This is a genomic window from Ruminobacter sp. RM87 (genome assembly GCF_000701925.1).
Taxonomy (GTDB): Bacteria; Pseudomonadota; Gammaproteobacteria; order Enterobacterales; family Succinivibrionaceae; genus Ruminobacter; species Ruminobacter amylophilus.
In genome coordinates this window covers 14,332-39,400 of the sequence record NZ_JNKD01000028.1, presented here as the reverse complement: position 1 = coordinate 39,400, position 25,069 = coordinate 14,332, and the positions used below count along the sequence as shown (strand labels likewise).

The 25,069-nt window shown below is 39.4% G+C and carries 26 protein-coding genes and 1 pseudogene; 10 read left to right on the top strand and 17 right to left on the bottom strand.

The window, feature by feature from the left end:
- The 12 genes and pseudogenes from T489_RS0106825 to T489_RS0106770 form a co-directional block, all read right to left on the bottom strand.
- Positions 1-311: pseudogene (locus T489_RS0106825) on the bottom strand (hypothetical protein); the annotation flags it as partial.
- Positions 308-1,543 (bottom strand): type IV secretion system protein, encoded by a 1,236-nt coding sequence (locus T489_RS0106820; RefSeq protein ID WP_031579318.1) that lies wholly within the window; start codon positions 1,541-1,543, stop codon positions 308-310. The pseudogene T489_RS0106825 and the gene T489_RS0106820, both read right to left, overlap by 4 nt.
- On the bottom strand, positions 1,536-2,240 hold the full coding sequence (locus tag T489_RS0106815; protein ID WP_031579317.1) for a TrbJ/VirB5 family protein: 705 nt from the start codon (positions 2,238-2,240) through the stop codon (positions 1,536-1,538). Before T489_RS0106815 ends, T489_RS0106820 begins: the two co-directional genes overlap by 8 nt.
- A gap of 20 nt (positions 2,241-2,260) precedes the next feature.
- Positions 2,261-3,643, bottom strand: coding sequence for a TrbI/VirB10 family protein (locus tag T489_RS14255; protein ID WP_051621865.1), 1,383 nt, complete (start codon positions 3,641-3,643; stop codon positions 2,261-2,263).
- A gap of 4 nt (positions 3,644-3,647) precedes the next feature.
- Positions 3,648-4,100 carry a hypothetical protein gene (locus T489_RS0106805; protein ID WP_031579315.1) on the bottom strand — a complete coding sequence of 151 codons (453 nt, stop codon included), beginning with the start codon at positions 4,098-4,100 and terminating at the stop codon, positions 3,648-3,650.
- The gene (trbG, locus tag T489_RS0106800; protein WP_031579314.1) at positions 4,100-4,981 is read right to left on the bottom strand and encodes a P-type conjugative transfer protein TrbG; all 882 of its coding nucleotides are present in this window, start codon (positions 4,979-4,981) and stop codon (positions 4,100-4,102) included. The genes T489_RS0106805 and trbG overlap by 1 nt, the downstream gene beginning before the upstream one ends.
- A gap of 12 nt (positions 4,982-4,993) precedes the next feature.
- Positions 4,994-5,692 (bottom strand): VirB8/TrbF family protein, encoded by a 699-nt coding sequence (locus tag T489_RS0106795; protein WP_031579313.1) that lies wholly within the window; start codon positions 5,690-5,692, stop codon positions 4,994-4,996.
- Between the two features lie 17 nt (positions 5,693-5,709).
- Positions 5,710-8,238 carry a VirB4 family type IV secretion/conjugal transfer ATPase gene (locus T489_RS0106790; protein ID WP_031579312.1) on the bottom strand — a complete coding sequence of 843 codons (2,529 nt, stop codon included), beginning with the start codon at positions 8,236-8,238 and terminating at the stop codon, positions 5,710-5,712.
- A gap of 14 nt (positions 8,239-8,252) precedes the next feature.
- Positions 8,253-8,543 (bottom strand): conjugal transfer protein TrbD, encoded by a 291-nt coding sequence (gene trbD / locus T489_RS0106785; protein ID WP_031579311.1) that lies wholly within the window; start codon positions 8,541-8,543, stop codon positions 8,253-8,255.
- Positions 8,544-8,564: 21 nt separating this feature from the next.
- Positions 8,565-8,951, bottom strand: a complete 387-nt coding sequence (locus tag T489_RS13565) for a TrbC/VirB2 family type IV secretion system protein (RefSeq protein WP_051621864.1) — start codon at positions 8,949-8,951, stop codon at positions 8,565-8,567.
- Between the two features lie 24 nt (positions 8,952-8,975).
- Positions 8,976-9,935: a P-type conjugative transfer ATPase TrbB gene (trbB, locus tag T489_RS0106775; RefSeq protein WP_084155441.1), complete on the bottom strand. Its 960-nt coding sequence runs from the start codon at positions 9,933-9,935 to the stop codon at positions 8,976-8,978.
- Positions 9,936-10,036: 101 nt separating this feature from the next.
- Positions 10,037-10,486 (bottom strand): helix-turn-helix domain-containing protein, encoded by a 450-nt coding sequence (locus T489_RS0106770; protein WP_031579308.1) that lies wholly within the window; start codon positions 10,484-10,486, stop codon positions 10,037-10,039.
- Positions 10,487-11,147: 661 nt separating this feature from the next.
- Here T489_RS0106770 and T489_RS0106760 point away from each other — a divergent pair.
- The 3 genes from T489_RS0106760 to T489_RS0106750 all read left to right on the top strand — a co-directional run bounded on the left by T489_RS0106760 (position 11,148) and on the right by T489_RS0106750 (position 13,794).
- Complete coding sequence (locus T489_RS0106760; protein WP_157608109.1) at positions 11,148-11,855, top strand: hypothetical protein; 708 nt, start codon at positions 11,148-11,150, stop codon at positions 11,853-11,855.
- A complete protein-coding gene (locus tag T489_RS0106755) occupies positions 11,845-12,591 on the top strand; it encodes a hypothetical protein (protein WP_031579306.1) in 747 nt (248 codons plus the stop codon). Before T489_RS0106760 ends, T489_RS0106755 begins: the two co-directional genes overlap by 11 nt.
- 99 nt (positions 12,592-12,690) lie before the next feature.
- Positions 12,691-13,794 (top strand): site-specific integrase, encoded by a 1,104-nt coding sequence (locus tag T489_RS0106750; protein WP_031579305.1) that lies wholly within the window; start codon positions 12,691-12,693, stop codon positions 13,792-13,794.
- Positions 13,795-13,814: 20 nt separating this feature from the next.
- Here T489_RS0106750 and T489_RS0106745 read toward each other — a convergent pair whose 3' ends face one another.
- The 5 genes from T489_RS0106745 to T489_RS0106725 all read right to left on the bottom strand — a co-directional run bounded on the left by T489_RS0106745 (position 13,815) and on the right by T489_RS0106725 (position 16,914).
- The gene (locus tag T489_RS0106745) at positions 13,815-14,708 is read right to left on the bottom strand and encodes a hypothetical protein (RefSeq protein ID WP_031579304.1); all 894 of its coding nucleotides are present in this window, start codon (positions 14,706-14,708) and stop codon (positions 13,815-13,817) included.
- A gap of 109 nt (positions 14,709-14,817) precedes the next feature.
- On the bottom strand, positions 14,818-15,267 hold the full coding sequence (locus T489_RS0106740) for a hypothetical protein (RefSeq protein WP_198020433.1): 450 nt from the start codon (positions 15,265-15,267) through the stop codon (positions 14,818-14,820).
- A gap of 73 nt (positions 15,268-15,340) precedes the next feature.
- The gene (locus T489_RS0106735) at positions 15,341-15,712 is read right to left on the bottom strand and encodes a hypothetical protein (protein ID WP_031579302.1); all 372 of its coding nucleotides are present in this window, start codon (positions 15,710-15,712) and stop codon (positions 15,341-15,343) included.
- A 62-nt stretch (positions 15,713-15,774) separates the two neighbouring features.
- Positions 15,775-16,497: a nucleotide-binding protein gene (locus tag T489_RS0106730; protein ID WP_031579301.1), complete on the bottom strand. Its 723-nt coding sequence runs from the start codon at positions 16,495-16,497 to the stop codon at positions 15,775-15,777.
- Between the two features lie 54 nt (positions 16,498-16,551).
- Positions 16,552-16,914 carry a hypothetical protein gene (locus T489_RS0106725; protein WP_031579300.1) on the bottom strand — a complete coding sequence of 121 codons (363 nt, stop codon included), beginning with the start codon at positions 16,912-16,914 and terminating at the stop codon, positions 16,552-16,554.
- Between the two features lie 357 nt (positions 16,915-17,271).
- Here T489_RS0106725 and T489_RS14250 point away from each other — a divergent pair, with 357 nt between their 5' ends.
- The 7 genes from T489_RS14250 to T489_RS0106690 are packed head-to-tail and all read left to right on the top strand — an operon-like array spanning position 17,272 to position 25,069.
- On the top strand, positions 17,272-17,664 hold the full coding sequence (locus T489_RS14250; protein ID WP_051621863.1) for a plasmid mobilization protein: 393 nt from the start codon (positions 17,272-17,274) through the stop codon (positions 17,662-17,664).
- A 2-nt stretch (positions 17,665-17,666) separates the two neighbouring features.
- The gene (traI, locus tag T489_RS0106715; RefSeq protein WP_031579297.1) at positions 17,667-19,298 is read left to right on the top strand and encodes a TraI/MobA(P) family conjugative relaxase; all 1,632 of its coding nucleotides are present in this window, start codon (positions 17,667-17,669) and stop codon (positions 19,296-19,298) included.
- Positions 19,234-19,518: a hypothetical protein gene (locus T489_RS0106710; protein ID WP_031579295.1), complete on the top strand. Its 285-nt coding sequence runs from the start codon at positions 19,234-19,236 to the stop codon at positions 19,516-19,518. The genes traI and T489_RS0106710 overlap by 65 nt, the downstream gene beginning before the upstream one ends.
- Positions 19,508-21,511, top strand: coding sequence for a type IV secretory system conjugative DNA transfer family protein (locus T489_RS0106705; RefSeq protein ID WP_084155440.1), 2,004 nt, complete (start codon positions 19,508-19,510; stop codon positions 21,509-21,511). Before T489_RS0106710 ends, T489_RS0106705 begins: the two co-directional genes overlap by 11 nt.
- Before the next feature lie 12 nt (positions 21,512-21,523).
- Positions 21,524-22,189 (top strand): S26 family signal peptidase, encoded by a 666-nt coding sequence (locus T489_RS14245; protein ID WP_084155439.1) that lies wholly within the window; start codon positions 21,524-21,526, stop codon positions 22,187-22,189.
- Between the two features lie 20 nt (positions 22,190-22,209).
- On the top strand, positions 22,210-22,746 hold the full coding sequence (locus T489_RS14240) for a 3'-5' exonuclease (protein ID WP_051621861.1): 537 nt from the start codon (positions 22,210-22,212) through the stop codon (positions 22,744-22,746).
- A 16-nt stretch (positions 22,747-22,762) separates the two neighbouring features.
- Positions 22,763-25,069, top strand: a complete 2,307-nt coding sequence (locus tag T489_RS0106690) for a type IA DNA topoisomerase (protein WP_051621860.1) — start codon at positions 22,763-22,765, stop codon at positions 25,067-25,069.

Here is a 25,069-nt window from a genome sequence, read left to right as displayed (position 1 = left end):
GCTTTATGTGCTTTGGCACATTCTGAGGCTCGAAATTTGGTAGGTAGGCACAGCCAGATAGCACATTCAGCATCATAGTCTGAACTGGTATCAGGCATGGAGTAGTTGCTGTTACGTACTTTTGATTGATCAATCTGTGACAGAACGTCATCAATATTCATTCCATTATCAGAAATAGAATATTCGTTGCTGTTCACTTTGTTGTTGAGGTCATTCATTGCTGAATTCAGTTTGTTTTCATCAACGTAAGTGTTAGCTAAAGCCGATGTTGAGATAATACTTAATATTGTGATGGTTAATATTTTTTTCATGCGTGATTCCTTTGTTGTTGGTTATTTGGTTGTGGTTGGTTATTTGGTTGTTGTCCTGAAATTTTGCTTTGCTGTGTTTGGTTTTGCTGAGGTCTAGAAAGGTTCATGTCTCCTTGTCTTCCTTGAATTTGGTTAATTCTATCCTTTGTTTTATTCCCTGAAAATGGTAAGGATCTTTCTTTTGTTAATGCTTCGTTTACAGCTTTACCTATTTCGTGACTTAATTTAATTTGAGATACAGCAGACATATCAAAACTGCCTGTTGCTCCTCCTTCAATCATTGCAGATACGGATTTAGGTAGTGAGTTGGAAAGAATTAAAGTGAGCAAAGACATAGCTATACCCATAACCAAGAAAGAAATAGGTACATTTGGAATTGTTTTGATTGCAGAAATTGGATAATCCATGGCTATTAGTAATAACTTGACAACAAAAACAAACGTCATGAGCTCAAAACCTATTTTGATAAGTTGCTTACAGTAATTTATCGCCCATGAATTTGTCCAAGTTAGTCCTCCAAAGCCAACAGCAAGAATGGCACAGCATGCAGTGATGTATGCCTTAGAAAGTGTTAGCAAGTAGTTTACTGATATAAAGGTAAAAACAATCATGATAACTCCGCCAAGAACAAGAGATACATAGTACTGGAACATGTCTGCCATACTTGTATCAGCAAAGATAATGTCAAATGAAGAACCTTCTGGCTTGCCTCTTCTTGCTATTGCTGTAAGCATGTCCCATCCTTGAGAATAGATTGTGCTTACAAGATTTATTGCTGTGGTATTTTCGTTTGTGAAAAGGTTATGTTTGGATGAAACATTTATGGATATTATGGATACGAAATCTTCAACTATTTTGATGATTGCTGTTGGCCCGAGATTTAGCATATACATAAAAAATCCGATCCCCATGATGAACTTCACCATCTCAGCAAAGAGTGTGTTGAAGTTAGCACCGTCAAAAACATGTTTAATTGCAAAGAATGAGAAAGAAATACAAGCTAGAGCTATAAGCAAATTTTTGGCGTGTTTGACCAGTTCTGTTGATATTTTTATACTGTTGTCTCTAGTCGATTTTAAGATTTCATCCAACATTGTAGTGTTTGTTTTTTTTGTAACTGCATTTTTATTAGCGATTTGGGTTCCTTCAGCAAAACAAGGCTGTGCACTGAAAGCAAATAGTGCAAGTGCTGGGAACAGTACGGTGATTAGTATTTTGATTTTTCTAATCATGATTTTCTCCGATATTTCTCAGTTCTTGTTGATTTATTCTGTCTGAGCGGTATTTTTCAAGTGTTGCATCAGTTTCATTTCTGTTGGCCTGAGCTTGTCTCATTTCAGCTATTTGCTTGTTGAGAAGAACAAGAAGAGATATCATTTTCTGGTCAATTTCGCCTTGAGTTTTTGCAGACTTGGCTGATGTTTCTTTGAATGTTTCAAGATCTTTTTCTATTGCTTTTTTTTCTTTTTGAGTATTTTCCCAATTATCATTGATGACACTATTCATGTTTTTAATGAGTTCAATTCTTTTGGTGTTAAGAGATCTTATGTCTTCTTCTGAACATTGATAACCATTGGAACAACTGTTTTTTAGTACAAAATCAACGTCTTCAAATTGCTGAAGGAACTTGGATAAACTGTTGTATTTTTTGGCTATATCATTATAACGATTAGCTGTTTCTTGGTAGGCCATAATAAGTTCTTGCAGACGTTTATATTCAGCCATTCCCGGGACTTCAATCTGCTGAAGGTGTTCAATCTGGTTAAGTTGCTGGTTAAGTTGAACTTCAAAATCATCAATCATCTGGAGATAATTCATAAGTTGCTGAGTTACCTGAGCAACGTCAATTGTTGGGAAACCGCTGGAATAAGCAGGAGCGGAAATTGCCAGTAAGGCACTTATAATTGATGCAGTTAGTATCTTTTTCATGGTTTTATCCTCGTTAATTCTTAGTGTTTGTACGGTGCGTTGAAACTGATGTCCTTATTCACTATTACATTGAATCTGTAACCAGAACGAATCTCGATTGTCGGAGCTACATTCATGTGCTTGCGAATAAGCTCGGTAGTAACAGAGCCTAATTCATTACCGAGAGCTTCAGCCATGGCTGAAGAAGCTGATGTAGTATCTTTGTCATTGACATACTTGTTGTCGGTGTAGGTGACAGAAGCTGTAACCATTGAGAGAAGAAACGCAGACTTGAAGAGCTTCCAGTAGTGGTTATTAACCTGATCGGTAAATCCGCTGTAACCTCCCATATCAGAGCCTGCCATCTGACCAAGGTCAAGTGTTCTGCCGTCTGGGTAAACAAGGCGATTCCACGCCACCATTACACGTTCTTGTCCGAACATAATCCCAGAGTTATAAATCCCAAAAAGCTTTGTGCCCTGCGGAATGAGTAGGTGCTGACCTGTTGCGGTGTCATACACGTTTTGGCTCACCTGTCCTATGAGATGCCCAGGGAGGTCTGAATTTACGCCTGTAATAAGAGTTGCTGGAATTACAAAGCCTGTATTTACTGTAAGAGCCTTTGGAGCTTCCAGTGTGGAATTTAGTTGCCAGTTTCTAGGTTCTTTGCTGGAGTTATTATCCGCTGAAAAGTCAGTGGATGACGAATTACCAGCATTGCTATTACTGTTACCTGTACTTTCAGCCATAAGTTGCTTGGCGAGAGCAAGCTTTTCAGAGTAGTTAGATCCAGATCCCTTTAGTCTTTGAAGTTCTGCCTTTCTCTGATTGTAGTAGTTCATTTTTTCTTGGTAACTAGCATCACTTGATGGTCGCTGGAGTGATGACTGGTCGCTTCCGTGAATGACGGTCGAAGATTTGCTATTACTACCATTAAAGCTTGAATTTCTTGGCTGAGAGGTGAGGGCTTGCATGAACTGTTGCTTACGTAACTGCTTGTATTCCTCAAATCTCGGATCAGGCTGTGCTGTGTTAGGCGGTAAATCAGCCTTAAGTTCCAGCTCTTTAGGTCTGTTTTGAATACGTTCCTTTATTTCTTCAGGAGTCATTTCTCTTGGCTTATCACTTTCAGGAACAAATTCCTCGTCTTTACGTGTAGGAATTTCAAAATGAACAGGCTCAGAATAGTCAGCCTTTGCTGTAAAAGAGTTAACAAACTCATCGTTATTTGTCCCTGTAATTTCCTGTTTTGGCTGTTCTTTTACCTCATCTTCCTGTGGCTGATTCTTTGAAGCCAGCGAATACACGACAACAAGGGCAAAAGCCGATAGAATAGCTACCACAATAATTTTTGGAGCTACCGACATTCTTGTGGTATCAACAGAGATCTCGTTAGGTGATTCAGTTTCATCTTTATTAGCCATCAGCTTATCTCCTTACAGTCCATGAAGAGAGAGGGACAACAGAGTTGTTCTTGTGCTTCACGTAAGAACGGCAGAACTGTTCACTACCGATGTTAAGCACTACCTGATAAGTGTCAGCGTTCGGCTGACTTACGGTATAGCGAAGGTACTTATATTCGTCATCAGCCACCGCAGAAACGGCATAGCCTTTCTTACGCAGGCTTTTAACAAGGCTTGCACCATAAACGTCAGTCTGGAGCTGTTTGGTGGGAATTCTGTTAAAGAATTTTGTGTGAGCTGGAGGGAAATTCTTTTCAATCATCTTAACGGAGTCTTCTGATAGAGCCTCATTAATCTTGTAATAACCGTCAGAAGCTAAGTCTATGAGATTGATGTTTTCCTGATGTTTTGTAGTCACACAGGCGGTTAAGCTGCTTAAACCAATAGCCATCATTAAAACTGGAATAATCTTGTTCATTACTTGCTTCTCCTTACGGTAACTTTATCCTGATCACTGCCAACGCCAAGTACAAGCTCTGCTTCATAGAAGAGGGCATCTACAATGTAACGGTTGTTCTGAACTCGGTAATTTACGAGCTGTTCTGAGTTCCTGCTTGTCTTGTTATAGCGAGTAACAAGAAGAGCAGGGGATTCATTACTGTTCATTGCTGATGGCATTTCAATAATGGTCTTCTTTCCATCGTTGTAAACTCTCACAGGTTTCCAAGCTACATCATCGCCAGTTACTTCGTAGTCAAAATCGAGATTGCCCAAATACTCGTTTGTTTCAGGAATTGTGTTTTGAGCTATATTCTGTTTCTTTCTGTCCTGAAGGAGCTTGAATTTTGCAAAGCTCTCTTCTGGGTAAACAAATGAAATACGTGGAATGTTCTGGGATTTACTGGATGACAAGTCAATGTGGTACACACGTCTGTTAGTGGTGATAACCATGTTGGTGCTGATTCCAGCATCAAGAGGTTTGATAATGATGTGTTCTACTTCGGAAGCTCCGTCACCTTCAAGGGCAGGCTCAATTGTCCAACGAGTAGTGTCTCCAGCGTGTAATGAGAAGATAGTTTCACCAGCCTGTAATTTAACATCACAGATCCTCATAGGAGAGCAGACTACACGAGGAGTCTGCACACCGTAAACGTATTGAATGTATCCGTTTGAGCCTTCAGTGAGAGGCATTGTTCTGTCATTTATCTTTGATGACATTTCAATTGCCTTGTAATCAGCGTCTGAAAGGATCGGTTCGTCAATTTCAAAGGTATAAGCGTCATATTCAGCGTCAGCTAATACAGGAGCTGAGATAGTACTTAATAATGCTATAGTGAGTAAATTCTTGGTTAATTTCATTTAGGTACTGCCTTATTTGTTTTCGTTTAATCTCTGGAGTGAAAAATCGGTAATGTAAAGTCCAACAGGATTGTTCTGGAGTTGCTCGAATGACATGTTAGATGTGTCTGTGTTCTTCACGGTCACGATGGATTTATACTTGCCGATGTCGGTGATTTTTCCTGAACGTGAGCGGTCACGAGTTGTTTCCGTCCATTCAATAGCATAGCTTTGTGGGGATATTTGGAGAATGGCGGTGACTTTTACGTCAACAGTCTTGGATTTGCCTTCTTCTATTGGATTTTTTTTACTGAACTGTTCCGCAATCTTGGTATGGGCTGTGTCACTTGGATCGAGTTTGGCAAACAAACGATTTATAAACTTGATGCCTAAATCAACATCAGAAGATACAGTGCGATAATCACTGATAAAATCAGTGAGGATTACATTGATAACTCTCTGGTCTATATTTTCATAGGTGGGAATAACGCCCATAAACTGGCTTCTACCAAGTGAATCAACTTCTACAATGTAAGGAGTGATTTTGGATTGTGAGCCAATGTAGATTACGCCCATAATGCAGAGCATTACACACATAAGAGAGGTGAGGGCTGTAACCTGCCACATCTTCCGCTGAGCAACCTGTCCGCTGATGAAGTCATTCCATGTGCGAGTGCCGTTAAGGTACGGATTGTTGTTTGAGGTGTTTTCAGTTTTCTTTTCCTGAGTCATTTTATCCTGCCTTTAAATTACTGATAATCTTTGATATCAATGTTCTTAAGTTTTAGCCATTCATGAGTCCAAGCTTCACCGTATTCAGCTCTAAGCTCCTTAATCTTTGCTACTGATTCCTTGTCGGAAACAGCAACAAATGCAAGTGTCAGTTTTTCAAGAGCCAAACTGTAGAGTCTTCTTCCATTGGCTGAAACGTAATAGTAGTCATGCTTTGGTACGGCATTGGCAATGATTTCTACCTGACGCTTATTGAGTCCTAAGCTGTAGTACATTTCAGCGGTACGTTCGTCACGAGCTGTGCTGTTAGGCAGATAAATCTTTGTGGAAGTGGATTCAGCGATAACGTCTAAAATTCCAGAATTTGCAGCGTCACTGAGTGACTGAGTTGCCATGATGACGGAACAGTTAGCTTTGCGGAGAACCTTGAGCCATTCTCTAATCTTTTCTCTGAAAACAGGATGACCAAGCATGAGCCAAGCCTCATCGAGTATGATGACTGCTGGCTGACCATGTAAGCTGTCTTCAATACGCTTGAACAGGTAAAGTAGGACAGGAATCTTCCATTTATCGTTAAGATTCATAAGTTCTTCAATTTCAAAGACGGTGAAATTGTTAAATGCCAGATTGTCAAAATCACCGTCCAGAATCATGGCCACGGCAGAAGAATTACCAGCGTACTGCTCGATAATCTGCTTCATTTCATAGTCCTGAATAGCTGTTACAAGGCTGGAGATAGAGACTTCACCGCTGTCAGCCATTGATTCAATTGCCTGCTTAATGACAATGTTTTGTTCTGGCGTTGGTTCAAGACCGTTAAGCTTCATGATGGTGGCGATCCAATCAGAAGCCCACGCCCTGTCTTTGGCTGTAGAGAGATACTGAAGCGGACAGAACTGAAGAGTTGAGTCTTCTCCTCCGATCTCATAATGCAGGCCGTTGCAAGCCTGATTCAATGCAAACATTGACATACCCTTGTCAAATGCAAAGATGGACATGCCAGCATAGCGTCTAAGCTGAGAGGCTAGTAATGCTAAGTGAGTTGATTTGCCAGCACCAGTCGGGCCGATAATCAGTGTATGCCCTACGTCTCTCACATGAATGTTAAGACGGAAAGGAGAACTTCCGTCAGTAACACAATTCATGAGAGCAGGTGAGTTTTCAGGATAAAAAGGACATGGACATTTTTTCTCTCCTGTCCATATGCTTGATGTTGGAATAAGGTCTGACAGGTTAAGAGTGTTGATTAGAGGTCTGCGGATATTGGCAATTCCGTTACATGGCAGAGAGCCAAAATAAGCCTCCATGTTATTGATGGTTTCAATTCTTGCTGTAAATCCGAGCCGTTCAATTTCTTTTGCAATATTGCGTGCATTATCGGCTAACTTGTTTTTGTCATCATCCATGAGAACTACTACAGAGGTGTAGTAACCAGCACCAACTAATCCTGAATTTATTTCTTCTAGAAAATCGTTTGCGTCTTCCTCCATGGCTAAAGCATCTTGATCTACATTGCGTGATGCTCGGTCAAGGATTTGATCTAACATTCCACGGACTTTTTGTCTCCATTTTTTCTGGTATTTTTTAACCTCTGATACGGCTACGTGTTGATCTAAGAATATAAAACGAGTGTTCCAACGGCAAGAGCAGGAAAGTTTTGTTAATGCGTTTAGGATACCTGTTTGGGATTCCATTGCCATTCCGTCAATTGCCACGCACTGAATGAATTTGTTGTCGATTTTGGGGATCACGCCCGAGAAGAAATCTTTACAGCCGACCAAATGGTCAAGATAAATGGCGTTTTTAGGCAGGCGAATGTTTACGTCATCTCCAGTGATAGTCTTATGTAAATACGAAAGCTGAGCATCAAATACAGCTTCTGAACCGTCTTCATGGGTAACGGTAAATGACTTTAAACGTGTTAAATTAACACTCAGACTGAGTAGGGACTCAATGGAAGTAATCTGTGCCTTAAACTGGTCAACAATCCTTTGACTGAATTCTTTTTCAGTCATCTTCTTGCCGTTGTCCTTAAACATCAGCTTCTGAATTTTCTGCTGTGCAAGAAGAGGCGGTAAATAAGTGAGTGTCAGGAAAAATGTAGATTCATACATTTTTCCTAAATCGTTGAAATAGCGACGACGTTCCTCATCAATTGCCCTTGTAATTTCATCAGGAAAATGACTTTCAGAAGGCTTTGAATAGCTTTCAACTTTCTCTCGCATTGAGTCAATGTGAAGTACCCAGCCATCACCAAGTTTAGATAGCACCTGATTGAGCTGAATGGCAAGAAGATCTTTTTCGTCTGCGGTGCTTGAGTCAGCGTCAGGGCATGTGTATTTCCAAGTAACGGCTAAAGCTCCCGATTTGCAGAGCATCAAACCGTCTTCAAGTAATGAAGCATAGTCGAGAAGGTCGGCAAAACCTTTGCTGGTAGAGCGGTGAGTTGACAGTCTTTGTGAGCTTGAAGCTGAGTGAATAAGACTTGCAAGAACAAAAACCATCAACACACCTAAAAGTGCGAATGTCAGAGTTAAGTAAAACATGTGTTTTTATCTTATTATTTTTGGAGTAAGCCAGTTTCGGCAAATGGAGTACCTTTAGCGTAGTAAACAGACTGATATTTGATGTGTCTCAGGTACACATCTCTCATTCTCGGATCTGCTTTGGTCATCAGTCTTGTCAGAAACAGTACTGAGAACCACAGAACCACGCCAAAGAGAAAAGCAATTGATGTCTGGAGGACAAAGACGCAGGCAACAGTCACGACACCAGATACCATAATGAGTTCTCTATCTCCGCCAAGGAATGTGTTTGTACGAATACATGAACGATGAATAGTAGAGTTCATAGCTGTTGCCTCGCTTGTTCATTAAGAGTTAATTACAATTGTGTGGTTATCGGTTGTTAAGTCAATCATCTGAACATAGGCTATGGTTGCACCTGATGTAGTCGTAGTCTTATGTCCCATAACATTGGTAATGAATGAATTACCGCAGAGGATGAGAGAGATTGCCAGTACGAGGTAAATTAACTGCTTGAGGAAGCCAGAAATTTCGCCACCGAAGACCAGCATTGCACCAGCGGCTATAAGGCCGATAAGAGAAATACCAGTTGCAACAGGACCCGTCAGAGATTCCTGAATGTTCTTAATGCCAGAGTCCCATGGCATAGTGCCTGACGCAAAAGCTGAGTCACAGAATACGATTGATGCAACAGCACATACGATCAGTAAAAGATTGTTTTTAATAAAGTTCATTTAATTTTCCTTTTATAAAAGTGATTAAGAGATTTCTTTGGTTATATACTTTCCTGCTGAGAACCCTTCAACAGTGAGTATCTGGTTTATGCGTCTTCCGTGTTCGTGTCTGGCAATATGCACAATGACATGCACGGAAGATGCTATTAATGGTTCAATTGGTTTTGGATAATCGGAGTTCATGCTGATAAGCATGGCAATACGCTCTAACGCTTGGTCACAGTTGTTTGCATGAACGGTAGCACAGCCACCTGAGTGGCCTGTATTCCAAGCCATGAGTAAATCTAATGCTTCTTTTCCACGGACTTCACCGACAAGGATTCTGTCAGGTCTCATTCTGAGGGTAGTTTTCAGGAGATCGGTCATAGTGACATCAGGAGATGTATGGAACTGAACGTAGTTTTCCGCAGAACACTGAATTTCTCCTGTGTCTTCTATGATGACTACTCTTTCCAGAGGAAAGTTGTCAGTCATTTTTGAAATGATGGCATTAACTAATGTTGTCTTACCAGAGCCTGTTCCACCGACAACGAGGATGTTCCTATGCGAATTAACAGCGTCAATAATGATGTTTTTCTGTCGTTCTGTCATCGTTCCAGCTTCTACATACTGGTCAAGAGTAAAGATAGATACGGCCTTTTTTCTAATGGTAAATGAAGGATTGGGTACGCAAGGAAAAACCTGACCAGCGAAGCGAGAACTGTCTAATGGGAACTCACATTCAAGAATAGGATTCTGCTCATTGACGATTTTGCCGTGAAATCCAGCAACAGTCTGCATGATTGCATTAGCTGAATTAGGTGAAAGCTGGAAAACCTTCCTCATGGGTGAGCCTAGCTGTTCGAGCCAGACCCAGCCATCAGGGTTTAGCATGATCTCAATTGTTTTTGGGTCATTCAAGATACTAAGAAGCTTTGAACCACATTGACGTTCAAGTTTCTCAAGTGTTCTAGTTATAACGAGATTATCTGATAAGGATGCCATACAATACACCATACATTAAAAATATATAGTGTATTATATATAATATGAAATTAAATAAAAACATATTTTTTACAATATATTAACCTTTTTTCTCAGATAGGCTATTTTGGCGGTTTTTTCACGAGAAGTTGCCTGATTTCATGCAGGTTTTGAAGTATTACTAAGTCATTTTGAATTAAAGTGCTGATAGCAGAACTAGACACGTCAGACGCTCTTTCTTTTTTGGCTGAATTTGTAGTTTTAGATGGTTCGTCCTGTTTTACAGAATCAGAATCGGAGGCTTCTGAGGACAGTTGCAGGTTAGTTGTATATTCGTAACCATCCGCACATCCGAGTTGGCGGTATTCAGGGTCATCAAGCAGAACGGATAGCGGAACTTCAAGATGAACTGAAATAAGCGTCATCATTTCCAGAGTCGGATTGGACTTGCCATGGATAACATTAAATAAGTGTGCTCTGGTTACGCCAGTGCGTTTTGCTAATTCAGCAAGAGATATCTTGTTGTCTTTAAGTCTTTTTGTGACGGTCTGACAGAAATATTCTGAATACATAAGGTTAGATCCGATTAAAGATTGACTAAAAATTCACAATATTGTAACATGATTGTGTTCTTACACCAAAATAGTAAGTTTGTAAGTGTTATAGATTGGTTATATGCAGTAAGGTTAGCTGGTGTAAGATGGAAAAAGCACAACGATTAAATTCCCAAGATGTTGGATCAGTGGATGAGTTTGTTGGTCGAGGGTGGTTGTGTAGCTCTAAACGGGGAAATACGGCTGAAGAGCAACGTGTTATCCAGTTTTCAAGATTGATTCAAACTAACCAAGAGAGGTTTGGTTAGTGAAAATGTCATTTTGAATTCTGTGCAAGAGCGTGCCGTAGGGGGGAGAGATAACTAACTCTCACTGATAGTCTTGCTAAGGATACCTTCCTAGAATTCCACCACTATTAAAAATAGTGCCTTAACTTAATAAGTGTTTCATTCGGAAAATTTTTTATCGGCTAGTCATAAATGACTAAAATTTAATCAAAAAATTTTTCCACGAAAATGGATCACTTTTTAAGAATTTTTTAAGAAAAAGGGCACTTTTTTGTGATTTAGTGGGGGTTTTTTGGGAAGGTTTCCTGCGTCTTTGGTTTAGAAACGCCAAAAGAAGGGGCACGCACACCACCTCGTTATCTAATGAGTTGTGTGGTCATTCGGAGTTTGATATGACTATATTACAAGAGATTCACGATAAAATTCAAGCTAGATATCACGCAGGCTCATTGTTTGAGAAGTGCTGTCAGCACAAAGACATCAAGCTTACTGATGTATCTCTCAAGCTTCTTTCAAAAAAACTCTCAATTAGAGACAACGGATTGTCATATGCCGAGTCTGGTAAGTTCTATGTTGGCAAGGTCGAGAACAATTTCTACATCGACCTGAAGGATTATGACCTGTTTATGGCGGATCAGATCCCAGTGAACAACAACAGTTTCATGATCTATTTTGCACCTTCACATGATGAAATGCTGACATCCGTCATTATGGATTCCTTAGTTCATGTTGGAATTGAGTTGAAAGAAGAAAGGTTATTTAAGAATTATTCATTACTGGTTGATAAAGTTATCAATCGTAATTCCCTATTTGAAGATTCAAGTGAAAGCATACCTGTTTGGATGCAGTTGCTTTCTGCTTCATATCTGGTTGCTGACATTTATTCTCTGCCAGCACTTAGCCAGCTCATGGATGACTATGTTATGAGCCGAAAGGAAATGGTCAACATAGTTGAGCTGCTTAAATATGGTGACATCATCAATCATTACGATTTCAGATTTTCCAAAAAAAAATCTCTGGATATAGAGTTTGATGTGGTTCTCCGTGGTCGTTTATCTCATTCTTTAATTTATGCAACAAGGAGGAAAAATGCTGAGTGATTCAGTTAGACAAGAAGTCCAACAACTTACACGGCAAGGTTTTTCAGGACGAAAGATTTCTCAATTACTTGGACTTGATGTAAAGACAGTTCAGAAATTAGTTAAGGTTGATCCTTCAGGAACACTTTCTTCGAGAAGTCTTAAGAAAAAGCTCAATTTAGCTACATATGTAGAGCCGAATATGAATATGGCCAGTCGGTGTTATTTGGGAACTAAGGCTTGCAAGTTATTCTTGGAATACAGTGTGATTGAGCCACCTTCAGGATTTGTTCTGTATCAGAAAAGCAAGTTTTATGATGTTATTAAGACAAAGGCTAATGAGTTTTGTGAAATCTTGAGGAACAGAGAAAGGAAGAAGCCGTTATATTTGTTTTTGGTAAGGAAAGATGTGTTTCAGCTTTCGGGTGTTATAGGTTCAGGATTTTTAGGTGTAGTAAGGGAAATTTTTGAAGATACGAGCAGAGGAGAAAATGAAAAGATAAAACGAGCGATGAAATTAGTTAATCTGGTTGCTGGAGATTCCAGCGTGTTTGAGGATTTAGAAGAGTTCATTGATGAACTAATCCTTAGGAAGGTTCCTCCAAAACTATATTATGCAAAAGTGATGTTCTGGTTAATTGATGCGAGAAAACAAGGAATGTTCAGGAAGAAGTGGTCAAAGAAATTTTATGAAATTAGGGAGAAGTTGCTAGAAAAAAAAGAAGCAGATATTCTCGTAAAATATCCGCTCTTATAAAAACAAATTCAAAAACTTAAAACCTCTAGCAATGCTGGAGGTTTTTTTATTATATATTCAATAAGAGGTTTTATCAATGTAAATTATGAGGTGTTTAGATTGAAATTTGAGCTCTCTTTTAAGTGTACGATAGAAACTGATTCTGAAAAGAATGAAGTATCAGGCAGATTTTCTGAAGATTTTAAGCAATTGCTCGCCATTCTGAGCAGAATGGGTATGAAAAATCTTTCTGTTTCAGACATAAAAGTTGGAGAGCTTTTTGATCTTTATATTAAAACTAATAATGTTAAGGAGAAGTCCAGGGATGTATATGATTCATGTTTTAGATGTATTTTTGGACGTGACTATAGAAATTTAAGTTTGTCTGACATCAATGTAGATCGGATAAAGCTTGACCACTTATCAGTCAACACTAAAAACTATTACGTTTCTGTGATGAGCATTTTTTTTAATTTTGCTTGTAAAAAAGGTTTTATTTATGAAAATCCTTTTGCGAAGCTCAAACAAAACAAAATCACACAAACAGCCAGAAAGGCTTTAGATTGTGAGAATTGGATTTTTTTGAGTGACGCCGAAAGAGAAGTAACAGAATTTTTTTCAGCATTTAAAAAGATAAAAGAATATCGAAGAATCAATCTTTTGCCATTAACTCTCTTACATATGATTCTGGCTACCAGAGTTAAGGAAACATTCAGAGTTATCATGTTTTGCAGCTTAACTGATGAAGAAAATAAGTACATTATTATTGAGACAAAAATGACTCGGAAAGGTATGAAACCGAACTACCGTTTAGTATTGACTGATTTAGCGGTATTCTTAATTCGACAGGTTCAGCAACAGTTCAAAAAGCAACAGTACTATAAATTTTACGATTGTTTACGCTACGTTACAAAAAATTTTTCCAATAACATGGATATACATGGAACTAGGAGCCTGTTTAGGACAATTGTTGAGTTGATTCCTCAAACTCAATCAATTAGTTTTGGAGCAAAAGAAACAGCCTTAGGACACGAAACTAAAAATACAGTCCAGAAAAAGTATTGCCGAAATGACTATTATGTAAAGCGTTATGAGTTACAGCTATATTATTCTGATTTTTTGCTTCGTTGTCTGGATGATGACATAGATGGTGTTGCAGTTATGAGAGAGATTGTGAAGAAGGATTTGCAGGAACAGATTCAGAGAATCAGCGATGAAAAGTGATCCATTTTCGTGGAAAAATTTCAGATTTTTTTAAATTTATCAGCATACCTAATCAAGTGAGTGAATTGAGATGCCGTGAAATATATCTTCTGTGTTTTATCAGAAGCTTTAGATATTTTACTTAAAATCTTCCTGATAAACCATGAGTATGCTTCATATATTTTAAGGTATTCTGTGTAGGCAGTTCCAGATCTTAAGTTTATTTCCACTTTAAAATTGTTCTTTACCTGCTTAGGATATTTCCCTTTGTAGCAGTTTTTGGGCAGATAGAACGAAATGTAGTAGCCGAGACATTCAGCAACAATATTATCGTAACGAGGATAGAAAGGTTTTACTTTATCAAACAGAAATTCAGATGCCAAGGAGCAGAATTTACTAGCCAGAGATAATTTGTTCTTGTCTTTTGGCACATCGTAACTTTTTGCAATAATGGCGATTATATGTTCAGTGTCTTTTGAGGAAAAAGGTTTTGTGAGCATGTTCCGTAAGCACTTCACTGAATTGCATTTTTTGTACAGTTCCTCAGCGACCTTATTTATTGATTCTCTGGAGCAACCGTTAAAAGTTGCTATGTTGATACAATGCAGAGATCCTTTCAAATAAACATCAAAACCAACCTTCTCACCGCAAATGTTCTCATTGGTTTTCATGGCATTGAACCAGAAACAAGGTGAACCGATATATCTGTCATCATCAGTTTTTTGGCTGAAGCTTTTACCTTTACGCAGAGCATCAAGGTATCTTTTACCGCACTCATAATTGGAAGAACTGTTATAGTTAGAGTCTTGAATACCTGATTCTATATATTTTAAGTTTTTCTCTGACAAAGCAGGAATTTTTATATAGAGGTAATCTATTTTACCTTCAATATAATCAAGCTCATATGGTACGTTTGATGTGATAACCTGTAACATGAATTACCTCGGAAAGCTCGAAGAGATATGCTAATCTCAAAAAAACAAATCCCTAGTTGAATAAACTAGGGAAAGTGTTCCGTTTTCATGCAAAAATTTTAATTTTTTGTCAGTAGATTCTGCAAATGATCAGAATAAGGAAAACTAAGTTTATCAGAGAAATAGCAACAGCTATGCTGACAGTGTACCAAAGATTTTTGTCTTTGGGTATCTCGATGTGTTGTATTTCAGATTTAACCAGTTCTGAGAAATGCCCTGTTGCTCCGTTAATGATTGAGTTTGCATGTTTAATTAGGTCTTTTTCAGCGGTAAGTCTGGCATTTTCAAGAGCTTCTTGCGTTGCTGTAATACCGGACTTTAACTGTTCAATGTAGACATCAGTTTGTTCATCAATTGTAACAGCGTGTTCCTCCAGAGCTTTCTTGAACTTAGATAAAAGGTAGTTCTGTACGGTAATTTCAACCAGCAGAGGATCATTGTCTTGGATAGCAATATGATGCTTGACTGCAATTTCTGCGACAATCTGCTGGAGCTCATCATTGCTTATAATGTAATTCATTGACATGTTAATCTCACTAAGTTTTTACATTTCGAGGGGAAATGTTTGTTGCTTGTCTGAAAGCTCGCAAAAATCAATCTTCATTGGCTTCTACTCCTTTATGCAATTTTAAATACTCTTTAATTGCCTTATAACATGAAGCTGATTTTAAATCCTCGGAAACAGGATAAACATTTCCCATAAAATTAACCTTATTGAAATACACGTTTTCCGCTCCGCTGATATATTCATACTCCAAAACAGCTTCATTTTCGGTAATGGTTAAATAAACAGTCTGATCAATCTCTGCTTCAGCTTCTTCAACAGTTTCACAAACTGATACAACTCTATCTTCAGCAGGTACAAGAAAATAATCAGCTCCGTCAATGTAGCCATAATTATTCTGTATTGCACTGATATAATCCTCAATCTCGATTCTAATAACAGCTCTATTTATGGTAGTCATAGTAAGTTCATCCTTATTTTTGGTTTAAGGTACAGGATTGAGCCTGTACCTTATAATGAAAGTTAGATTAACTGGTTACACTGTTCAAACAGCTTAGTCTTGATGATGTTCAGTCGGTTCTTCTGCATGAAAGTGAAGTCCTTGGATTGATTTGCATCATCAAATGTCAGGTGCATTTCATTCATACGCTTAAGATCGTTCGCAAACATTTCATGCAGGTGCTCCAGCTTCAGAACGTGAGTAATCTGTTCTGAATTGTTCTTGTACACTGAAAACTCGGTAAACTGCTTACCGTTGTGCTCGATTTTGCCGAAGTACTCATTTTCCCATACAACGATTGAGCACTTATCCTTGAAGTATTTGCAAACCTCGCTCACTCCGACAAGAGTATCACTGAAAGCCTGACCGCCTACAAGGATGGTGTGAACTGTTACGGTATGTCCCATTTCCTGAAGCATATCGAAAATACCGTTCAGGAGCAGATAGTTGGTCAATGCGATAAAAGAGGCCGCTCCGTTATCAATGATTACATCATCAATGTCTTCAGCTGAACAAATGAGTTCCATGAACTTGTCGAAAGCTGAGGAGTCAATTTCTTTATTGTTGTCCAAAATCTTAATCTGGTGGACGTTAAGAGACTTAAAGCTTGCAAAGCTTGCATTTACAGGATCAGTATCAATACACATGATTCTGTGATTGCTTGCTAAAAGAGACTGAGAAATAACAGAGGCTAAGAATGATTTACCGATGCCACCTTTACCTTGAAGAATGAAGTTAATGTTCATTTTTAAAAATTCTCCTATGAATTAACTAACTAATTGATTTGAAAAATGTTTGTCTTAGGCCAGATCGTCAATGTCTTCTTTTGAGGGAGAAGAATTGTGTTCAAAGAACTGCGTCTTGGTCGAGGAAACAACAGTTTTTTTGATTGGCTGCTTAGTAGAGACTGAAACCTGTTCTCTGTTTTTTTGAGATGAACTAATTGATTTGAGCGAATTACAGAAAGTCTCGTACCTGCATGAGATGACTTTCTGTTCTTTTAGGAAGTTGTAAATTGCCTTGCGAGTGATTCCTTTTGATTGAAGCTCCTGAATCAGCTTCAGATGAAGTCTGATTGCAATAGAGTTGTTCTTAACACGATTGTTTTCCTGTGCCAAGATCATCTCTTCAGCCTTTTCACTGTCTATGTTCAGTGTATTCATACAGCACCTTATTTTTGCTTATAAAACCATATAAATTCGTATAAGTAACGCTAATTAATCGCACTTTTTATTATTCGGCAGGATTAAATCCTTATTTGGCGTTATCTAATCGTACTATATCGTATAAAATACTATTTTACAAGAAATAGTATTGTAAAGTATGCAAATAATGTGATTTTAGTGTACAATAGTAGTGATGGAAATATTTGGCAAGATAGGTTTTATGACCCCGTTCAACATGCGTTGAAACAGGTCAAAAACAGACACTTATTCGCATTCAAAGAATGCTCAACGGTCATCTATCTTGTTCTCAAACGCCGAAAGCTAGGTTAAGTTACAACGCCAGAAAAATGAACCATGGAAAAGAAGAAAGAACGCCAGAAAGAACTTGAGACCGCCAGAACACATGTGAAGGTTTATCTGAGTGCAGATGAAAAAGCGGTCATTAAGAAAAAGGCTGATGCGTTCGGTATGACTATCAGCAATTACCTTAAGACGGTAGGTTGTGGCTATGAGCCTCTCGACAAACTTTCATTCAAGAAAGTTGATGACCTTCTTAGGGTTGCTGGTACGGTCGGCAAGTTCACTGGTTTATTAAAAATATTCCTCCGTGAACAGAACACACACAGGATTGAGACCTCACGAAAGCAGATTGAGAAGGATTATCGTGAAGCAGTTAAGTGTGTGGCCGATATCAAGGCAAAGGTTAAACACGTTTGTGAGTTTGATGAACCTGAAGACATAGACTAGAAATGATAATTAAAGATATCACACGAGATAGAACTGGAAATAAATACGGAACAGAACGCAAGTCATCGCTTGGCGGTCTGATTCGTTACGTGTGTAATGATCAGGGTAAGTCAGACAGAATTGATAACATCAGATGCACTAATCTTCATAATGACGATCCAGACCTCGCTTATTACGAAATGAAGAATGTCATCCGCATGAACCATCGGGCAAAAGTGAACTGTAAGCACTTAGTTGTGAGCTTTGCTCCAAACGAGAAGCCGACACAAGACCAGCTCAAGATAATTGAAGAAAGAATAGCAAAGAGTTACGGTCTGGAGAATCATCAGCGTATTTCCGTCTGTCATAATGACACTGACAGCTATCACATGCACATCGTCATTAACATGATTAATCCAAAGACTTTTAAGAAAAGTGGCGATAAGTGGCACAATTTCTATGATTTACAGAAGCTGGCAGAGAATTTAGAGGAACAGTTTAACTTCCAGCGTACTAATCACACGTCTCAGAAGACCAGTGCCCAGAGTAAAGTTGATGATATCGAAAGCAGGTCAGGCATTGAGACGTTCTGTTCATACGTCAAAGAACGTAAAGATATCATCAAGAATGCCAAGTCTTGGCAGGAGCTTCACCAGAAGCTTGCCGAAGAAGGCATTGCAATCAAGTTGCACGGTAACGGCCTTATTTTTCAGAGCCTCGGCAAAGAACAGTATTCCGTTAAGGCCAGTACCGTAGATCGTTCATTCAGTAAAGCCAATCTCGAAAAGAGACTGGGTAAATTCCAAGCTCCTGACGGAGAAATCAAGTCTGAAAAGCAGAAAGTCTATAACCAGAGACCAAAAGTTGATACTCCAGAGGCCAACAAGCTTTATCAGGAATACATGAAGGACGTTCATTTAAGACTTACCAGACAGCCAAGGATTGACCTTGCTGGAGAACTCGACAAGAAGCAGAACGTTCAGTCAGGTTCTTCCATGTCTTCACTTTATCCGTTAATTCAGCATGAGAGTCAGGGCGTTAAGGATTTAATTTATCTTCTTGATCAGCTTAACCGAGCCATGGAGAGAAGAAGACTTGAAAAGAAAAAGAAGCAGATTAAGAAGCTCCAGAATCAGTCATTCAAAGATTACGTTACTGCAAAGGCTATGACAGGAGATGAGATGTCTGTAACTGTACTCCAGCAATTATCAAATAAAAATTTGCAGCGTTATGGTCTGGATGTAACAGAAGATAACATCAAAGATATTGCCAGTGATGGCCGTGTTGAGAGCGTGACAAAAAATGGCACGAAGGTTATCAGCACCGAAGATTGTATTTATAAGATTAACGGCAAGAGAATTGTCAGTGTAGAAGAAAATGCCAGGGATGAAAACAATGATAGAAAAACACTCAGAGAAAAAGTCAGAGCGTACCTCGATAAGTTACGTGCTAAGAAATTTGCCTCCATCGCTAAGAATTTATCAGAAGCGATTAGAACAAGAACACGTATGTTGTCGGACTTGTGCAGAGGCCATGTGGCAATGCCATCAGCAGATGACAAATCAGCCACAAGAGCTGACGTGTTACTGCATGATACAGCACAGAATAACGTACAGAAACAGTCTGATAAATCCAGAAGAAAACATCATCGTTAATATTTGCGATGGGAATCCTGAAGACTCAATTGCAATAGTTGATGAAATGCAGACCGTAGTAAAAGAACTGAAATCAAAAACTTCAGAAGAACCTTCCCAAACATCAGATACAGATGTAGGTGATGAAATAGACGCAGATGAACTGCTGGGAGATATGAGTGAATTTTTTGATCCGTCAGAATTAGAAGAATTACAGAAGGAAATGAACAGTGAAGCCTAAGTTACCGTTACCGAAACCAGAGAATCCTAAAAAGAAAAAGATCCTTGCTTTGACAGGAATTGCCATGGGTATTGGCCTAACTTTAACTGTTGCCACACAGACCTTTGCAAGAGATGTTGGCTACAATCCTGCTCTCGGCAATGCCATTTCTCAGGAAATGCACGTTTATTATCCGTGGGCGATTGTTGACTGGCATAGACGCTACTTTCAGAAACAGCCAGAGCTTTTTAATGGAGCTTTTGAAAACGGCAAAATCGCCTTTATGATTTGCTTCATGCTTGGTTTGGTTGGAGGTATTGCTTCAACTCAGAAGCTCAAGGGCGTGGAAAATCTACATGGTTCAGCTCGCTGGGCAACTACAAAGGAAGTATATCAGGCAGGCTTATTACACAAGCATAAGAAAAATGGCGAAAAAGAGCCTCCATACGTCTATGTAGGTGCTTATGAGGAGAAGAAAGGGAAGGTTGTATATTTGAAGCACAGCGGGCCCGAACACGTCCTCACATATGCTCCAACACGTTCAGGTAAGGGCGTTGGTCTCGTTATTCCTACACTGTTATCATGGTATGAGTCAGCCGTTATCACAGACTTAAAAGGTGAACTTTGGGCATTAACCGCAGGCTACCGTTCAAGCGGACTCAAGAATAACTGTATCAAGTTTGAGCCAGCTTCAAAGCAATCCGCACATTGGAATCCGCTCGATGAAATCAGACTCGGTACTGAGAATGAAATCGGTGATGCACAGAACCTTGCCAACATGATTGTTGATCCTGAAGGAAAAGGCTTAGAGGGACAGGACGCACACTGGAAAAAGACTGCTTTTGCACTCTATGTTGGTTTAATCCTTCATGTGCTTTACTTGCGTAAGCATGAAGGGACACCAGCTTCAATGCTCCAGATAGATAATCTTCTTAGTGATCCTAATCGTGACATTAAAGAACTCTGGTCAGAGATGATTAACTATCCGCACTTGGGTGAAAAAGAAGATAAAACGGACTGGAAGCCTCATCCTGTAATATCAGCGGCCGCTAAGGATCAGCTTGACCGTCCTGATGAAGAAGCTGGCTCTGTACTTTCTACAGTAAAGTCTAATCTGGCGTTATTCCGAGACAACATCGTATCTGAAAACACATCAGACAGTGATTTTCATGTTCGTGACATCATGAACTGTAAAGATCCGATGTCAGTTTACATCGTTACACAGCCTGCCGACAAAACACGTTTAAAGCCTCTTGTAAGAATGTTTGTAAACATGACCGTGCGTGTTTTAGCAGGCACGGAAGGCTTGAAATTTGTTGGCGGTCGGGCTGTTTGTGCAAACAAACATCGTTTGCTGATGATGTTGGATGAGTTTCCGTCTCTCGGAAAACTCGACATCATGCAGGAATCACTGGCATTCGTGGCAGGGTATGGCATCAAGTGCTACTTAATATGTCAAGACTTATCACAGCTTAAGTCTGAACAGTCTGGTTATGGCCATGAAGAAAGCATCACATCTAACTGTCATATCCAGAACGCTTATCCTCCTAACCGTCCAGAAACAGCAGAATACTTATCAAAGCTCACTGGTACAGCAACAATTTTGAAGGAATCAGTGACGAAGAGCGGAAACAGTATCTTTAACAGCAGTACATCAAGAACCATTCAGGAAACACAGAGACCGTTACTCACTCCTGATGAATGTTTACGTTTATCGGGCCCGAAAAAGAACGATAAAGGCGATATTACCGAAGCAGGGGATATGCTGGTATTTGTTGCTGGCTTCCCTGCAATCTACGGAAAACAGCCTTTGTACTTCAAAGATCCTGTTTTCCTGAAACGGTCAAAAATGAATGCTCCTGAAGAATATACGGTGCATATTACTAATGAAATGCGAGCTGAAAACAATCAAATTCAAGAACCGAAGATTCGTTACAAGAAGATTACCGATAGGACTGATAAGAAGCAGGAAGACAATGTTCAGACTCGGTTTAATGCGGAAGATTATGTGTAAAGGTGAAAGTTTATGACTACTCATTTAAGTAGAAAACAGCAACTTGCAAAGAAGCTTGCAGGTGGATTTAGATTTAAGTTCAAAAGGCAGGAGAATCAAATCATGAATGAAATTGACTTAAAAGAAAGATTAAAGAAGTTCCGTGTAGGAATCGGTGTTTGCGTAGGACTCGCTGTAGCTGTATGTGGCGTAAGTTACTACTTTAACTCTTCAGGTAAGTTTGTAAGTAACTTTACTGAGTCTATGCCGAAAGGATACTACTCAATTGTTGAGAGAAATCCTGTCAGTGTTACCAATGAAGAAATTGTTACATTCTGTCCAGAATTCGATGTTTATTTAAGTGAAGCCTTTACTCGCAGATACTTACAGCCTGCCGAGAAAGGTGAAACCTGTTGGGTAACACCTCTTCTTAAGGTTGTTGGTGCTAAAGCAGGAGATCATGTTCATGCTGACGAAAACGGCATTGTAGTTAATGGTGTTCTTTTAGCTCATTCAAGAGGGCAGGATAAAGACGGCAACGGTCAGGACATGAAGATCTGGAAGTATGACGGAATTGTCCCAGAAGGTAAGGTTGTGCTGGTTAATCCAATGGATCTCTCCTTTGACTCTCGATATTTTGGCTTTGTCGATACCAAGGATATCAAAGCAAAGGTTATTCCTTTCTGGACATGGGGCTAGGACTTAGCAGGAGAAACGTTATGAAGTCGGAATATGTTTTTGTAGATACGGAAACCACAGGACTTAATCATGATACTGATGAAATTCTGAGCGTTTCAGTAATTGACGATGAAGGAATTTGTCTTTTTCATTCACTCATAAAGCCACAGCACACAGTTGAGTGGACTGAGGCTGAGAAAGTGAACGGCATTTCTGCCGAAATGGTGGAACATGCTCCGACTTTTGAAAGCGTGAAGGCACATCTTAGAGATGTGTTTAAGAACCGTGAAGTTGTTATTTATAACGCAGGTTTTGACACAGTGTTTCTTGGAGAGACACTCACCGAGTCAAAAGCTGTACGTTGCTGTATGCAGGCTTTCACTGATTTTATGCAGGAATGGAGCGAGAAACATCAGGCCATGAAATGGTTTAAGTTGGTAGATGCCGTTGCCGAAGTCAATCCAGATTTTTCTTTCAGAGCTCATGACAGTCTGGAAGATTGCAGAGCAACAAGAGAAGTTTGGCATTTTTTAATGAGTGTGCCTGAAATCAGAGAAAAATACAGTGCAAGAGTATAGGAATAGGGGATAGAACATGAAGAGATTAATAATTGCAGAAAAGCCTAGTGTCGCAAGAGCCATTGCTGAATCACTGGGAATTGAAAACAGCAAGGAAAAAGGGCAGATTATCTGCCATAACGATACAGTTGTTACATGGTGTCTTGGTCATCTTTTACAGCTTGCAGATGCGGAAGTGTATCTCAACAGAACACCTGATACCGAGGATGGCAAAATCTTCTGGAGAATGGAGGATATTCCTATTTATCCTGCCGAATGGAAATACATCATCAAAGATGATACCAAGAAGCAGTTTAACAGGGTGAGTGATCTTATCAGTAAGGCTGAAGAGATTGTGCACGCAGGTGATCCAGATAACGAAGGCCAGCGTCTTGTCGATGAAGTCATTGAACATAATAACTTTCAGGGAAAAGTCTTACGTTATTGGGCAAATGCTGTAGATAGTAAGACTGTTAAGACCGCACTCGAAAACTTAAAAGACAATTCCGAATATCACGTTCTTGGTGAAATTGCTAAGGTTCGTGCTGAGAGTGACTGGCTTCTTGGAATCAACTTAACAAGAGCCTATACATTACAGTGGCATAATCTCACAGTTATCGGTAGAGTAAAGACTCCGACACTCCAGCTCGTAGCTACCAGAGACTTGGAAATTAAGAACTTTGTACCGAAGGACTATTTTTCAATAAAAGCAAAGATTAAAGTTCAGGCTGGAAGTTTTGAAGCTAAGTATCAGGTTGATGAAAGTCTTGACGGTGTAGATGATGAAGGCAGGGTAGTTAGCAGGGCACTTGCCGACAGAATAGTAAACGAAGTAAAGAACACGTCTACCTCAGACTATGAGATCGAAGACAAGATGAAGAGCGTTCCAGTTCCTCTTGGCTTGTCTCTTTCCGACATTCAGCAGTTAGCAAACAAGATGTATGGTTACACAGCGGATACAACTTTAGCAATTTGCCAGCAACTTTATGAATTGAAGCTTACCACCTACCCGAGAACAGACTGTAAATACCTGCCTACAGCTCAGTATAGCGAAGCTGAAACCGTCCTTAAGAATATTGCCAATTGTAGTGATGATTTAGCGGAGCTCGTAAAAAAGGCCGACAGCTCATTGAAGTCTCGAATCTGGAATGACGAAAAGACCACAGCTCACCATGCAATTGTGCCAACATCGGAAGAGTTTTCAATTGAATCACTTACCGAAGTTCAGACAAACATTTTCAAGCTGATTGTAAGAAGTTATATCGCTCAGTTCTACCAAGAACATAAGTATATGGAATCAGTGCTTACAGCTAATTATAACGGCCATAAGTTCGTGGCGAAGTGTAAGGAAATTATCGCCCAGGGCTGGAAGAGCGTTTATAACACAGGCGATGATGAAGAAGATAACAGTCAGAAATTACCTGAGATACAGGAAAATGAAAGCCTGCTTGCCGAAGATGTAGTTGCAGAAGCTTTAAAGACCAAGCCTCCGAAGCCTTATACCGAAGGTACGCTTATTAAGGCCATGGAAAACATTCACAAGTATGTTGATGATCCTGAAATCAAGGCCACACTTAAAGATGGTGATGGTATAGGCACATCAGCTACCAGAGCGAACATCATCAGAGAACTTAAGAATTATCACCTCCTTTATACGAAGGATAAGTACATAAGATGTACAGAGCCTGCTTTTGCATGCTTAGAGAAGATAACCAAAGACTTAACTTCTCCAGTTCGCACAGCTCTTAACGAAAGAGACTTTTTAGCGATTGAAAAAGGGGAATTAAGTCAGGAAGACTTTATCGAGAAGATTAAAGACTTCTGTTCTGTAGAAATTTCCAAGTGTAAGAGCAATGTTCAGCCGTATAAGACCAAGAATGTAGAGACAGAACTCAAGTGCCCGATTTGCGGAAAACCAGTAAGCGTAAACAAATACTACTATTGTTGTGAGGATTCAAACTGCTGGAAATGCAGAATTACAATTGCTGGCGTCGCATTGAATCAGGAGGACTTAAAGAAGATTTTTGCAGGGAAATCACCAGTTTACAAGATGGTGAACAAGGAAGGTAAGAAGTTTGAAGCCATGCTGGCGGTCGATACCGAAAATAAGCAGCTTAAATTTGTTTTTGAGAGTGCAAAACCATCGGAAGAGCATAAGTGCCCGATTTGCGGAAACAGTCTGATAAGACTCAAGAGTAAGAAGGACGGCACGCCATGGTGGTTCTGTACTGGGAAGAATACATGTAACTGTACATTCTTTGCAGGAGACAAGGATGGCAAACCAGCATTTTTCAAAAATTACGAAACAAGATTTACATGCGATAAAACTGAGAAGAAGGATTAA

What these genes read in the sequence shown, in the direction of transcription:
- T489_RS0106820 (WP_031579318.1), bottom strand. Translation starts at nt 1,543, where the DNA reads ATGATTAGAAAAATCAAAATACTAATCACCGTACTGTTCCCAGCACTT.
- T489_RS0106815 (WP_031579317.1), bottom strand. Translation starts at nt 2,240, where the DNA reads ATGAAAAAGATACTAACTGCATCAATTATAAGTGCCTTACTGGCAATT.
- T489_RS14255 (WP_051621865.1), bottom strand. Translation starts at nt 3,643, where the DNA reads ATGGCTAATAAAGATGAAACTGAATCACCTAACGAGATCTCTGTTGAT.
- T489_RS0106805 (WP_031579315.1), bottom strand. Translation starts at nt 4,100, where the DNA reads ATGAACAAGATTATTCCAGTTTTAATGATGGCTATTGGTTTAAGCAGC.
- trbG (WP_031579314.1), bottom strand. Translation starts at nt 4,981, where the DNA reads ATGAAATTAACCAAGAATTTACTCACTATAGCATTATTAAGTACTATC.
- T489_RS0106795 (WP_031579313.1), bottom strand. Translation starts at nt 5,692, where the DNA reads ATGACTCAGGAAAAGAAAACTGAAAACACCTCAAACAACAATCCGTAC.
- T489_RS0106790 (WP_031579312.1), bottom strand. Translation starts at nt 8,238, where the DNA reads ATGTTTTACTTAACTCTGACATTCGCACTTTTAGGTGTGTTGATGGTT.
- trbD (WP_031579311.1), bottom strand. Translation starts at nt 8,543, where the DNA reads ATGAACTCTACTATTCATCGTTCATGTATTCGTACAAACACATTCCTT.
- T489_RS13565 (WP_051621864.1), bottom strand. Translation starts at nt 8,951, where the DNA reads ATGAACTTTATTAAAAACAATCTTTTACTGATCGTATGTGCTGTTGCA.
- trbB (WP_084155441.1), bottom strand. Translation starts at nt 9,935, where the DNA reads ATGGCATCCTTATCAGATAATCTCGTTATAACTAGAACACTTGAGAAA.
- T489_RS0106770 (WP_031579308.1), bottom strand. Translation starts at nt 10,486, where the DNA reads ATGTATTCAGAATATTTCTGTCAGACCGTCACAAAAAGACTTAAAGAC.
- T489_RS0106760 (WP_157608109.1), top strand. Translation starts at nt 11,148, where the DNA reads ATGACTATATTACAAGAGATTCACGATAAAATTCAAGCTAGATATCAC.
- T489_RS0106755 (WP_031579306.1), top strand. Translation starts at nt 11,845, where the DNA reads ATGCTGAGTGATTCAGTTAGACAAGAAGTCCAACAACTTACACGGCAA.
- T489_RS0106745 (WP_031579304.1), bottom strand. Translation starts at nt 14,708, where the DNA reads ATGTTACAGGTTATCACATCAAACGTACCATATGAGCTTGATTATATT.
- T489_RS0106740 (WP_198020433.1), bottom strand. Translation starts at nt 15,267, where the DNA reads ATGAATTACATTATAAGCAATGATGAGCTCCAGCAGATTGTCGCAGAA.
- T489_RS0106735 (WP_031579302.1), bottom strand. Translation starts at nt 15,712, where the DNA reads ATGACTACCATAAATAGAGCTGTTATTAGAATCGAGATTGAGGATTAT.
- T489_RS0106730 (WP_031579301.1), bottom strand. Translation starts at nt 16,497, where the DNA reads ATGAACATTAACTTCATTCTTCAAGGTAAAGGTGGCATCGGTAAATCA.
- T489_RS0106725 (WP_031579300.1), bottom strand. Translation starts at nt 16,914, where the DNA reads ATGAATACACTGAACATAGACAGTGAAAAGGCTGAAGAGATGATCTTG.
- T489_RS14250 (WP_051621863.1), top strand. Translation starts at nt 17,272, where the DNA reads ATGGAAAAGAAGAAAGAACGCCAGAAAGAACTTGAGACCGCCAGAACA.
- traI (WP_031579297.1), top strand. Translation starts at nt 17,667, where the DNA reads ATGATAATTAAAGATATCACACGAGATAGAACTGGAAATAAATACGGA.
- T489_RS0106710 (WP_031579295.1), top strand. Translation starts at nt 19,234, where the DNA reads ATGATACAGCACAGAATAACGTACAGAAACAGTCTGATAAATCCAGAA.
- T489_RS14245 (WP_084155439.1), top strand. Translation starts at nt 21,524, where the DNA reads ATGACTACTCATTTAAGTAGAAAACAGCAACTTGCAAAGAAGCTTGCA.
- T489_RS14240 (WP_051621861.1), top strand. Translation starts at nt 22,210, where the DNA reads ATGAAGTCGGAATATGTTTTTGTAGATACGGAAACCACAGGACTTAAT.
- T489_RS0106690 (WP_051621860.1), top strand. Translation starts at nt 22,763, where the DNA reads ATGAAGAGATTAATAATTGCAGAAAAGCCTAGTGTCGCAAGAGCCATT.